Here is a 12752-nt window from a genome sequence, read left to right on the forward strand (position 1 = left end):
TCTTAATGAATTGGAATAGGGAAAACCTGAGTTTTCCCCTTAACCATCCTCGTATCCTGTTAATGCATTAGGCATATCACGTTCTTGCGAACTCAGCCTAATTTTTATTACTATTTACAACCTCGGTAATCTTCTGATCGATGCTGTCGATCGTTTTGTCCAGATCATGCTTATTCAGAATATACAGCTCCGCTTCAGGAATCACAACATTCTTTGCTTCCTCGGCATATTTTACAGGCACCGGAGCTGACCCTGGCACCGTGTTATTAATCGTATATTTCAGTGACTCCACATCGATCTTTGATGGATCTTTCGAGGAGCCTACAATTGTATCGATCAGCTTATCCGTATCCGATTTGGCCCAGCCGGAGAATACTCTTCCCCCGATTTCGAGACCTTCGGACGTATACCATCTGACGAATTGATAAGCTGCCTCCTTATTTTCGGATTTTGCTGCCACTGCCATATATGTCGGTTGTACCGGGGAGTAATGTTTGCTTTCCCCTTCCAGTTTAGGCAGAGGTGCAAATACGGTTTCGAAGGTAGCCGGAATGGCGTCCGTTCCCCCAGACTCCGCCACCATCCAATCGCCCATAGGGAGCATAGCAGCAAGCCCGTTGAAATATTGATTACGGTAAGCCAGCTTTTGCGAAATAATATCTTCGTACGGGTTCGCACTCTTATCCTCATACATCATTCGCTTCATCATTTCCAGATTAGCTTTCAGCAGTGGGTCCTTGGCATTGGATGTTCCATCGCCTTTAAGAAACGTATTATCAGACGGCTTGCTCATCAATTGCAGCTGGAAGTAATCCGGCCAATTGTGCAGGTAAGCGCCATATCGTTTCTCGACACCGTCCCCCTTGGTCAGCTTCTTCGCGTAATCCTCAAACTCTTTCCACGTCCAGTCCGTTGGGATCGGCAGACCCGCTTCCTCCAACATCGCTTTGTTCATAATGACGAACCAGCGCTGCATGGAAGATGGCAGTGCGTAAATTTTGCCGTTGACTCTGGTATCCACCAAGTATTCATCATCGTATTGGTAGCCATCTTGTTCTATGTAGCTCTCGAGCGGTTCAAAAAGTCCGATGTCTGCCCGCTGCGAATAATTCGTATAAGGAAGCTCGACGATATCCAACCGGTCATTTGAAGCGGCCATCAGGTCCAGTTTTTGCATGGATGCCAGCGAATCGCCCTTCTCGTTCAGGAGATCCAGCTCCACCTTGATGTTTGGATACTTCTTCTCAAACTCGGGTATAATCTTGCTCCATTGCGCTTTTGCATCTGTCTGCCACGTGCTTAGTTTCAACACAATTTGATCAGGTGCTGCTTCCTTGCCTGAGTCCGCGCTGCCTTGAGCGGCCGAATCAGACGTCGTGCTGCCTCCACCTCCGCAAGCCGAAACAACAAGCGCAAAGGATAAGCTTAACAACATCGCCGATAATCTCTTGATTTTCATATTGACCCTCCTCGAAAGTAACTGCTTCCCGTTATTCATAGAAGTAAGTGCTTACAAAATCATCCTATCATGATCGATCTTTTAGCGTAGTTCCCTATTTTTACGGAAGCCAAACTATTTTGACTTTTTATCAGCCCTTGACTCCGCCAAGCGAAATGCCCTCGATAACCTGCTTCTGACCAATCGCAAAAATGATAAGCAGAGGCAATATGGCCGATACGGCGCCAGCCATCATGAGGGAATATACATCCCCGTATTGGTCCCCAAAGAGTCGGATGCCGAGCTGGATCGTAAACAGATCTTTGGACTTCAAGAAAATTAATGGATACTGATAGTCGTTCCATGTCCAGATGAACCGGAGAATCGCATAAGTAGCGACACCCGGACGGATAAGCGGAAGAGCAATCTGCCAGAAGGTTCGGAAGTGACCCGCCCCATCCATTTTGCCGGACTCGATATATTCATTGTTTACGCCCATGAAAAATTGTTTCAACATGAATGCTCCAATAATACTGAAGCTGTTCAACAGGATCAGACCCGCATGGGTATCAATCAGATTCATCCAATTGAACAATAAGAACTGCGGTACCAGCGAAGCCTGCGGCGGAACCATGTACAAAGCCAGAACAAGCACAAACATGGCATCTCTGCCGCGAAAACGCAGCTTGGAGAAGCCATAGGCTGCAAGTGCGCATACAAACACATTAATGACGGTCGTAGCGATCGTGATATAAATGGAGTTCCAATAATAACGTACGAACTGTCCGCTCCATACCGTTTGGTAGTTCTCTACGGCATTCCAATTTTTCGGAATCCATTCTATCGGAAATTTGAACACATCCATCTCCGGTTTAAAGGAGGTTGACAACATCCATACAAACGGAAGAATAAACAGAATACCGATGAAGGCCATAACGATCGTCCAAATCAATTTGGATATATTTAATTTCATGGGGTACCTCTCCTCTCATGCCCGGCTAAATTCAATATTCGATGTCGATTAAGCTTCATGTGCTGCTTCGTGGTCAAAGGATGACTTTTTGAACAACCTCTAATAGTTGACCCACTTCTTCTGAGCTAGCATCTGTGCACCCGTGATCAGCAGACAGATCAGGAACAGGATCAAAGCCATACTGGAGGCATAACCTGTCTTCAGCTGATTGAAGGCTGTATCGTATAATTCATATACGATGACAGTTGTCGAATTAGCCGGTCCGCCCTGTGTTAGCACTTGGATCAGATCAAAAATCTTGAAGGTACCGATGATCCCCGTCACTAATAAGAAAAAGGTGGTCGGCGATATGCACGGCAGCGTAATGCTGCGGAATTTCACCCATGCATTCGCTCCATCAATCTCAGCAGCTTCATACAGGTCTCTTGGGATGGACTGTAATCCGGCAATATAGATGATGATGTTGTACCCTAATAGGATCCACACCTGAATCATCATCAGGGACGGCAGCGCAAAATCGATATCCGCAAGCCATTTCGGCGGATTATCTATACCCAGGGACATCAGCGACTTATTCACCGGGCCAAGAGATGGGTGGAACAGAACCTGCCACACCATGGCGACAGCAACAATGCTTGAAATATAGGGAAGAAAGTAAATAACCTTAAAAGCACCCTTAAGATAGACCTGCCGGTCAATCAGTACCGAAAGTACCAAGGCCAATATCATGGTAACAGGTACGGTAATAATGAAGACCAGATTGTTAACCAGACTTTGCATAAACGCACTATCCTTGAATAGGGTGACGAAATTACTCAGTCCTGCAAATTTGATTGCGCCCATCCCGGCTACGAAGTTCCAATTCGTGAAACTTAGCAGCAAAGACCCAATGACAGGGATTAATGTCAAAATAAACAGCCCAAGCATTAAAGGAGCAACAAATAAATATCCGGCAATTTGCTCCTTCGCCGCCATGCTAAGATGGGCAGATCTGTTTGTTCGTTTCATACGTCTCTCCTCCTGGGCTTTTTTGCTTAGCACCACATTTCACTTGTATCTCTATTTGAGACCGATTCTGTTGAACATAGAATCTTGGATACCTCCATTGTAAAAAAGTCGCTTGCCGCTTATAAGAAAGAGAAATGTGCATTTTGGAACGAATTTTACTTTTTGTGCGTTTGCGCGGAACAAAAAAGGATGAGCCACGCTGGCCCATCCCTCTATATCCAAATATATTTAATTACGCTCAGCCCGATACTCAATAATCCAGCAGTCCCGCAGTTCTCCTTCATGCTGTTCATGCTTCTCCAGCAGCCTAATCTTCCTGAAGCCGCACTTCTCGTAACAAGCAATCGCCCGTTCATTCCAAGCCTGCGGGTCCATTACGATCCGGTCGGCCTGCCTTTGAAACACGAGATACTCCACCATGGAAGTCACGAGCTTCGTACCGATGCCTCGATTCCAATAATCCGGCTCCCCGATGAATTGATCCGTGGCAAATGTTCTGCAGTCTGCATCACTCCCGTTATACCGATACTCGCCTAACGTCTCCTCATCCAGAAGATAAAACTGGATATATCCGATCGGTTTCCCCTCATACTCGATAATACAGCGGGTCTCATCATCATCCACATAGAAATGCTCCCGCACCCGCTCCACGTCATGAGGATTATCCCGTCCCTCGTAATACTGCAGCACATCCGGATTCGACAACCAAGAAACTAAAGATAATTCATCTTTCTCCTCCAGCTCGCGAACCGTAATCGGTCCATCCTCGTACACCAGCATCGTGATCCCCCATCTTCATTATTAAATCCCCAATTCTCGTGTTTCAGATGACATCCGCAACCATCGTGATAGATGTTCCGCTTACGCCTACCTCCTGAAATCCGAAACGCTCATATAATTTCATAGCGGCCGTGTTCTCGGGAGCGACGCTTAACGATACCTTCTGAATCCCCTGCTCCTTCATTCCTCTGAACAATTCCTTCATCAGGGCCGTTCCAAGCCCCTGCCCGCGGGATTCCGGCAGCAGCGCCATGCCAAGCTCCGGGATGTCATCACTCACATAACCGAACCCTTTGTTCTCTTCATCAAAATGACGGATCGTAATCGAGCCTATCGGCTTCCCTGTGGCATTCACGGCAATATAGCCCAGATCGCCCGCTCGCCCCCAGTCGTCCACGTATTTTTTCATGAACGGCTCTTCGAGTATGTCTCGGCCAAAAGGCTCCTCTCCCTCGGGCACATACAGAGACTCATACAGCATCTCCCGCAAAAAGGATTCATCCTCCCGGCCAGCGACTCGAATATGGTATGAATTCATGTGCATCTTCCTTCCCACCCTAGATACTATCCGTCAATGCGGTCCATAACGCCAATCTCTCCGGATCAAAATCGTTCCGGCCGTAATGGTCGAGAAAAATATCCTGGTAGTCATCGCTTCCCAGGTTATATCGAAGCGTCCAAATTCCCCAATAGAGGTCGTAATGAAGGTCTCCGATCCCGCCATAACCCAGATCGATAAAACCTTCAAGCTGGAAATTCCTCATAATCAGATTCGGCAGACAATAATCGCCGTGAAGCAGCACATCATGGTCCTCCGTTCCCTGCAGCTTCTCCAGGCTTAATAGAGCCTGTTCTCTTCCGCCCGGAAACCCTTTGGTATCTCCCGTTTTGTTCATGAAACTTTCCCGATACTCCTGGATAAGTTCAGCCGTTCGATTCGGAAAAGGACAGTCGGCAGCAGATATAGAATGGAGATAACGCAAACTGTCCCCGAACACGGCAGCCAGTCTCTTCGGATCTTCCAGATGTCCCCCGGACACCCCATCATCCCCTTGCAGTGCGACGGTCAGCAGGTAATCGTTATCGCCATGTTGCTCATAGGCCAGCACCTCGGGAGCCAGGCCCTTTCCGTGTAAATAATCCGACATCAACCCTTCTCTCTTAAGTTCATCTCGTTTCGTTATCTTCAAAAACATCGGTTGGTTCGCTCCCTCGATGTACAGGGTTTTGGCCTGTTCCGAGGAGCTGCTGTCATAGACGGCAGCTGTCTGGATATAGGGCTGCAAGCTAACAGGCAGCGTTTTTATGTCGAATGGAATGCTTACTTTTTTCATCGTTCCTCCATACCGCCCCGTCCAATCGGTCGGCCTCAGTTCAATAGAATAAAGACGTCCCCATCGGAACGCCTTCGGATCTGTACTGTATGAATTGGCGATTTGCTGGCCTAATCCTTCCCTTCCAGCCGGTAATTTTTTATTTAAACTATTTTTGCTCACTATTTATCAGAACGGAACTCCCTCGAAGTACACCACCTCGGCCAGACGAATGTGCAGTGCCTTATTATCCCCAACCGTCAATTGGAGATGGTCCACCGCAACTGCGGACAAGATCCCATCGACTTTCCCCGCGGTAGTCACGATGACTACCTTGGCTCCTTTATGCCGGAGCAGATGTTCAATAAATACCGGTTCAACCAACGTTGCGTAATGGGCTGGCTGCGGAATTGCCGGGGTACGAGGCGCGTAATACAGTGGTATCGGTTGGGGCGGGGGATAAGCATAGTAACCCGGTGCATAACCCGCAGGCGGCGCTGGATAACCAAAATGGTTATGGTTGTTCATGAAAGACCTCCCATGCCAATATTAATCTACACCCTTATGTATGTTTGGGAAGGGGCCGCTATGTTAACCATACTCATATTTGTACGAAAATGTTAGAAAGCAGCCTAACTCGCCTTCCATTACGCCTTCTGTGCCATCAACTTACTCATCGCATGTCGGTGCGGTATACCTGACGAATTGCAATCAAAAATAACCTCCGGGCAGCTGTGAATCAACCAATCGTGATAATGCATCATAAGCTCCCCGGATTTCCAGTCGTAAGCGTACGGCTCATCCTCGGGAGGAGGCGTTATGAACGGCTTTTGTACGAACACATTAAGGCAATGAAATCCCTCTGCCGACGTGAATTTTTTATAATTAGTAAAGATTTCTTCACGATACTCGGGTCTGATATAATGCAGAACGCCGCTGGAATACAACACGTCAAACTCCGAGTCCAGACGGTAGTCCGAAATATCCGCCTTGAATACGTTCACGTGTACCCCGATGTTATCAGCCAATCGCTTCGTTTTCTCGATCCCCGCATCCGATATGTCGAATGCCGTGACCTCATAGCCGTTACGGGCAAAAAACACGGCATCCTTCCCTTCCCCGCACCCGATATCCAGCAGCTTTACCCTTCTTGTGGGCGGGATCATTTCAAGCACCTGGTAACAGGCCGCGTTCGGCTCTGTGCCCCAATAGTACTCCGGTGTTTTGTACTCCTCTTCATATATGCTGATCGGCTTGCCCGCCCCAGAATAACCAAACAACTTATCGATGCTGACGTCCAGCAGCCGGGACAGCTCCGGAAGCAGCGCAATATCGGGCATGGTCTGTCCCGTTTCCCATTTGGATACCGCCTGGAACGTAACGCCCAGCTGGTGAGCCAATCCCTCCTGGGTGAGCCCCCGTTCCTTGCGGTAACGATTAATATTTTTGGCTAACATGTCTCTCATATGGATCACTCTCCTATTTAACCTCATTGTAGGGGCGTTACGTAAGGCATACAATAACCTGGTTTTTGAATCCCGGAAGAATTCAACCGTCAGTTGAAATCATCCAAATCCAGGAATTCCGTGCCCAGGCATGTTACAATAAACCTGTTTTAAAATCACTATAGATGTTAATAAGGAGAACGCTTGTGAACATTAGAAAGCTGAATACTCATGAAAAACCCCCTATAGACCTGCTGCTGCTTGCAGATCCATCGTTAAGGCTCGTAGAGGACTATGTAAATCGCGGGCATTGCTATGTGGCTGAAGAGGACTCGCATCAGATCGGGGTCTACGTCCTGCTGCCTACAAGGCCCGATACGATCGAGCTGGTTAACGTTGCCGTAAGCGAGAATCTGCACGGCCAGGGCTATGGCAAACAGCTTGTGAATCATGCCATCGGGCAGGCACGGGAACTCGGATATGCAACAATTGAAGTGGGCACAGGAAGCACTGGCGTGGCGCAGCTGGCCCTGTATCAGAAATGCGGCTTTCGGATGACAAGCATCGATCGGGACTTTTTTGTCCGCCATTATGATGAGGAAATCTATGAGAACGGCATGCGACTGCGCGACATGGTGCGGTTGGCGCAAGATTTGTAGGGCTCGGGGCTGGACAGATGCACCCTTCCTCCATCCGTTGAGAGCTGCATGGGGAGATCTTCTATTTCATGTATGTACGCGGTCTGTATCCGTCTTACAATTTGAAGCAGCTGCTAGAGAATGATGTGAATAATGCCAACAAGACATTGAGCCTGTAACCTCAGCAAAAAAAGCCCCGGGCTACACAAGCACAGGTTTTTACGAGATAGTCTCGCCAAAACCGTCAGCTGTATAGCTCAGAGGCTTTCTCTATTTCACATATCATCCCCTAAAAGTCAGGGATTATTTATTCAGCGTTTCGCTCCAGTCATGCACCATATGGCCCTCGAGATATTTCTCGCAGTCCATAGCGGCCATGCAGCCTGTGCCTGCAGCCGTAATAGCTTGGCGGTAACGGGTATCCTGGACATCGCCGCAAGCGAATACGCCCGGAATGTTCGTCTCCGTTGTACCCGGTTTAACCAGGATGTAACCAGTCGGATCAGTCGTAATCTGATTGCCAAGGAAGCCTGTATTCGGTGTATGGCCGATAGCCACGAATACGCCTTCCGCTTCAATCAGTTCGTCTTCTCCGGTCTCGTTGTTGCGGACCTTCAGGCCTTTAACACCGGTTTCGCTGGTAACCACCTCAACCGGCGTACGGTCCAGAGCCCACTGGATCTTCTCATTCTCACGTGCACGATCCTGCATGATCTTGGATGCACGCAGCTCGGTCCGGCGGTTCACTACCGTTACGCTGGAAGCAAAACGCGTCAAAAAGCTGGCTTCCTCCATCGCGGAGTCGCCGCCGCCGATGACAATGATCTTTTTCCCGCGGAAGAAGAACCCGTCGCATGTGGCGCATGTACTTACGCCGCGACCAACGTTCTCCTGCTCTCCCGGAATTCCGAGATACTTCGCGGAAGCTCCCGTCGATATAATAACGGACTCAGCCAGAAGCTCGCCCATGCCCTCGACATTCACCTTGAACGGACGCTCGGAGAAATCAACGGACTCGACCCAGGCACTCTTGAACTCTGCACCGAAGCGCTCCGCTTGTTGACGCATATTATCCATCAGCTCGGGACCCATGATTCCTTGCGGAAATCCAGGGAAGTTCTCAACCTCCGTCGTTGTCGTAAGCTGACCGCCCGGCTGCATTCCCTCGATAACGAGCGGCTTCAAGTTCGCGCGTGCCAAGTAGATGGCTGCCGTCAATCCGGCAGGTCCTGTTCCGATTACGATTGATTTGTACATAGATACGGCCTCCTTTAAGGTGTCGATTTCTGTTACGTGTTACATCCTATTCAGGACTTATGGAATCTTCATGTACCAAGGTCTCCTAAGTATCCGAATATGGGTTCTTACTTAAATGTTTTCCGTAAATGGCCGGAAATTATCATCCGACTGTGCTTTCGTTTCACATACGCTATCCATTTGACGTGCGTAACGACTCACCGTTGATGGCGAAATACCGTAACGGACAGCCACCTGTTCATAGGTTAGGGTTCGTCCACGCTTCTTGGCCGTCAGATATTCCAATGCCGCTGCCCAGCCCTCCACATTCCGAATGTTCGGAATATCAGGGTACAGCCGGCTCAGGAACTCGGACCAGAGATTCTCCATCTCTTTTTTCCAAAAAGGGTCTACCCGCATGTCCATGGTCTGCTCTGCCTTCTCCAGCACCGCCTTCCAGGAAGGCAGCCAATCCGGCAGCACCTCACGGGTCTTGCTACTGGATAGATCGCGATCGTCGCGGCGTTCCTTCAGCCGATTGCTTGCGGCCTCCATCTGCTGGAGTACCAGGCGGGCGGCATCTTTCAGCTCCGCATCCTCTCCCGGTTCCTGTAGGAACGATTGCAACGCATGCTGCACCTCTTCATCGGCAATCAATTCCAGCGTCCGGATCACCTGCAGCTTGGTATGGGGATCGCCATGCCGGAGCGCCCAGAAGAACGAAGAACGAATCAGCGGATTCTGTTTCGCTTCCTCCGTCAATTTGTCGCCGTCATGCTCCCAGCGTTTGAACTGCTCTTCAAACGGAAGGTGATAGTGGTAACTCACCTTCATCTGGTCCGTACCGGTCTCTTTACGCTTCTGCAGCTGCGCCAGATAGAAATTCGGAATCACCGAATCTCCGTCCAGCTTCAATGCTTGCCGCCAATATTTCTCGGCCCTGTCATAATAACCGCTGTTGCATGCCGCGACGGCCGTATAATGATACAGACTAGGATCTCCGCTAAACTCCTCTTCCTTCAACAACCTGCGAAAATGACCGTAGGCAATTTCGTGCTGCCCCAGTATTCCCATCGTTGTCGCCAGCTTAAACACATGCTCCTGATGAAAAGGAACCGTCACCGTTAGCATGTCCATCAATCGGTCACGCTGCTCCTGATTTCCTTCATGCTGAAAGAAGATGGCCAGATTGCATAAACCGTGCAGATTGCCTGGTTCCTGATCCAACACCTCGCCAATGGTACGCTTCGCAGTATCAAAGCGCCCCATATAATAATAGGCCAAAGCCAGATTGTTGCGCGCAGCCAGAAAATCCGGATAATCCTTGACGATTTCCTCCAACAGCTTGACCGCTTGTGCGAATTTCCCTTCTTCAAGCAGTGCCCGGGCATGCTCATGCTCGACCACGCCTTCACGACTCTTGATCCGGTTCAGCTTGGCAGGACGATTCAGCTCATAATGAAGCAGCTCCATCATCTCCTCGGCCTCATCCAGAAACTGACCGCTGGGGTCTTCCTCCAAATAAGTAACAAGCGCTTCCTCCGCCTGCTCGAACTGTTCCATATTGGCGTAATTGTTCGCCATGTAGAAGTAGCACTCCGTCATCAACGGGTCAACTTGCTCCAAAATGTGAGCCAACACATCGTTGGAAGCTTTATAATCTCCCGTCTCTGATAATATACCCGCCATATTGCAATGATTCACCGGATTATCCGGTTCATATTCAACAGCTTTGCGAAAATATTTCAGAGCCCTGTCATATTGGAAACGATCAAGCGAACGAACCGCGCGATCGAAGAAGAAATTGGCATTCATCTCGATAGATATAACATTGTGGGGGTCACTTGACCCATATGGATAACCATTCACGAAAAGCAAGGCACCTCCTTTAACTTGCTCCTCTATCCACAACAGTATAACACAAGTTTCAACGTCATTTGCAGAAAAAAGACACCAGTTTACACACCGGCGTCTTTGAATAAAGTGGCGATCGAGCCGCCCTCGGTAATAATGTGGGTTGCCTGGGCCAACATGGGCGCAACAGACAACACCTTAAGCCGCATCTTGCAGTGATGATCCGGGAGCACGATGGAGTCTGTGACCACGATTTCCTCGATATGAGCATGGTCCAGACGGCTTAGTGCTTCACCGGAGAAGAGCCCATGGGTTGCACAAACAATGGCATCATTAGCTCCCCGTTCCTTCAGACCTTCGACCACTTGCACGATGGTGGTTCCCGTATCAATCAAGTCCTCGATAATAATCGGCGTACGCCCCGCCACGTCCCCAATGACATGGGTGATAACGGCTTCGTTATGGGCAGGACGCTGCTTGATCATCATGGCAAACGGCGATCCCAACCGACTCGCAAGTTTCTCGGCTGTCTTCGCCCGCCCGGCATCGGGGGATACGATGACCGGGTTCTCGATTTTCTTGGTCTTCAGATATTCCGTAATCAGATCGAGCGCAGTCAGATGATCCACCGGTATATTGAAGAAACCCTGAATAGCAGGGGCATGCAGATCAATCGTAATCACGCGGTTGGCCCCGGCTGTGGTCAGCACATCAGCTACCATCTTGGCCGAAATCGGCTCACGCGGTGCTGCCTTTCGTTCCTGTCTGGCATAACCGTAATAAGGCACAATGATATTAATCGTTCTGGCGGAAGCACGCTTCGCGGCATCAATCATCACCAGCAGCTCTACGAACATTTCATTGATAGGGTGAGAAAAGGACTGCAGCAGAAAAACATCGCAATTGCGGATGCTCTCTTCAAAGTGCACATAAACTTCGCCACTCTGAAAGCGGGAAATCTTGATCTTTCCCGGTTCAACTCCCAACTGCTTACTGATATTTGCAGCAAGCGCCGGATTGGAAGTTCCGGCGAACAATCGTAATGAACGATACATGAGGACCTCCTGACGAGAGTGGTTGATAATGGCTGATGCAACGATCTCGTTGAAAGCGTTATCGTCAAATCAGGCCGTTCCCGCCTCCATCAACCTCTTCGAAGAAGGGTCTCTAGAAGTAGAAAACAGCCGTCTGCAATAAACCTGTTTGCAATTAGTGCTTATCTTTATTATACATTGTTTCCCTCAACATTCAAAAGCACCATCTCCCGCTTCCGGTTACGGAAGGTCGCGATCTCCCGAACGCCAAGCTCCGATAGCAGTGTTCTGGCCTGGTCCAGATGCTCGCCCAGCTTCATCGGCTGATGGGCATCCGACCCTAAAGTCAACGGAATGCCAAGCTTAATCGCTTCCTCCAGCATGCGGCGGCTCGGAAACATTTCCTCACAGGCCTTCGATAAACCGGAGGCATTCAGCTCCATGGCTTTCCCGCTTTGGGCCACAGCCGCAAGCGCGGCTTGTTCCAGAGCGATCACGTCCGGCTTCTGTTCGGGGCCTGGTCCATAACCGAACCGCTTGATCACGTCCAGATGGCCCATGATATCATAGAAGCCGGTCGCGGCGGCTTTCTGCACTGCATCATAATATTGTTGATAAACCTCAAGCGGATCCTTGTCCTCCCAGCCTTGGGTCTGACGGTAATCCGTAATATCCCACTCTCCCAGAAAGTGTACGGAGCCGATAACATAATCCCACGGATAGTCCTTCACAATCCGCTCAATCTGTTCTTCGTATCCCTCGATATAATCGCCTTCGAGACCGATTCGAATGTCAATCTGTCCTTTGTAGCGTTCCTTCAGCTGCAGGCACTCTTCCACGTAACGCGGCAGCTCGTCCATCGGCATGGCCATTTCCGGATAATACGTTTCCGGGTTGACGTGAATCAAAGGCATATGATCCGACAAGCCCAATTGATCCATCCCGAGTTCAATGGCGCGCCGTACATACTCCTCCAGCTGCCCCTCGGCATGTCCGCACCGGGCATGGTGGGTATGGTAATCAATATGCATCG

13 protein-coding genes are annotated in these 12752 nt (G+C 49.5%); 1 reads left to right on the forward strand and 12 read right to left on the reverse strand.

Features of this window, described 5'->3' with window-relative positions; translation table 11 throughout:
- Positions 1-97: 97 nt before the first annotated feature.
- The 8 genes from AB4124_RS09030 to AB4124_RS09065 form a co-directional block, all read right to left on the reverse strand.
- Entirely contained in the window at positions 98-1459 is a 1362-nt protein-coding gene (locus AB4124_RS09030) for an ABC transporter substrate-binding protein (RefSeq protein WP_076326150.1), read from the reverse strand.
- Positions 1460-1589: 130 nt separating this feature from the next.
- Positions 1590-2411: a carbohydrate ABC transporter permease gene (locus AB4124_RS09035; protein WP_339269326.1), complete on the reverse strand. Its 822-nt coding sequence runs from the start codon at positions 2409-2411 to the stop codon at positions 1590-1592.
- A 99-nt stretch (positions 2412-2510) separates the two neighbouring features.
- The gene (locus AB4124_RS09040; RefSeq protein WP_430109875.1) at positions 2511-3419 is read right to left on the reverse strand and encodes a carbohydrate ABC transporter permease; all 909 of its coding nucleotides are present in this window, start codon (positions 3417-3419) and stop codon (positions 2511-2513) included.
- Positions 3420-3647: 228 nt separating this feature from the next.
- Positions 3648-4199 carry a GNAT family N-acetyltransferase gene (locus AB4124_RS09045; protein WP_441972448.1) on the reverse strand — a complete coding sequence of 184 codons (552 nt, stop codon included), beginning with the start codon at positions 4197-4199 and terminating at the stop codon, positions 3648-3650.
- A gap of 43 nt (positions 4200-4242) precedes the next feature.
- Positions 4243-4737 (reverse strand): N-acetyltransferase family protein, encoded by a 495-nt coding sequence (locus tag AB4124_RS09050; protein WP_430109871.1) that lies wholly within the window; start codon positions 4735-4737, stop codon positions 4243-4245.
- Positions 4738-4756: 19 nt separating this feature from the next.
- A complete protein-coding gene (locus AB4124_RS09055; protein WP_441972450.1) occupies positions 4757-5533 on the reverse strand; it encodes an aminoglycoside 3'-phosphotransferase in 777 nt (258 codons plus the stop codon).
- Positions 5534-5701: 168 nt separating this feature from the next.
- Positions 5702-6040 (reverse strand): DUF2642 domain-containing protein, encoded by a 339-nt coding sequence (locus tag AB4124_RS09060; protein WP_076326144.1) that lies wholly within the window; start codon positions 6038-6040, stop codon positions 5702-5704.
- Between the two features lie 119 nt (positions 6041-6159).
- Positions 6160-6978 (reverse strand): methyltransferase domain-containing protein, encoded by an 819-nt coding sequence (locus tag AB4124_RS09065; RefSeq protein WP_441972452.1) that lies wholly within the window; start codon positions 6976-6978, stop codon positions 6160-6162.
- Between the two features lie 185 nt (positions 6979-7163).
- Here AB4124_RS09065 and AB4124_RS09070 point away from each other — a divergent pair, with 185 nt between their 5' ends.
- Positions 7164-7616, forward strand: a complete 453-nt coding sequence (locus AB4124_RS09070) for a GNAT family N-acetyltransferase (protein WP_441972453.1) — start codon at positions 7164-7166, stop codon at positions 7614-7616.
- A gap of 282 nt (positions 7617-7898) precedes the next feature.
- On the opposite strand, the gene trxB is transcribed toward AB4124_RS09070, so the two are convergent.
- The 4 genes from trxB to hisJ form a co-directional block, all read right to left on the reverse strand.
- A complete protein-coding gene (gene trxB / locus AB4124_RS09075) occupies positions 7899-8852 on the reverse strand; it encodes a thioredoxin-disulfide reductase (protein WP_076326141.1) in 954 nt (317 codons plus the stop codon).
- 111 nt (positions 8853-8963) lie between these two features.
- On the reverse strand, positions 8964-10700 hold the full coding sequence (locus tag AB4124_RS09080) for a tetratricopeptide repeat protein (RefSeq protein WP_441972456.1): 1737 nt from the start codon (positions 10698-10700) through the stop codon (positions 8964-8966).
- 89 nt (positions 10701-10789) lie between these two features.
- Positions 10790-11740 carry a ribose-phosphate diphosphokinase gene (locus tag AB4124_RS09085; protein WP_076326139.1) on the reverse strand — a complete coding sequence of 317 codons (951 nt, stop codon included), beginning with the start codon at positions 11738-11740 and terminating at the stop codon, positions 10790-10792.
- A gap of 170 nt (positions 11741-11910) precedes the next feature.
- The gene (hisJ, locus tag AB4124_RS09090) at positions 11911-12750 is read right to left on the reverse strand and encodes a histidinol-phosphatase HisJ (protein WP_441972458.1); all 840 of its coding nucleotides are present in this window, start codon (positions 12748-12750) and stop codon (positions 11911-11913) included.
- Positions 12751-12752: the final 2 nt, after the last annotated feature.

Origin of the sequence: Paenibacillus sp. 2KB_20 (assembly GCF_052115765.1) — a bacterium.
Lineage (GTDB): Bacteria > Bacillota > Bacilli > Paenibacillales > Paenibacillaceae > Paenibacillus_AQ.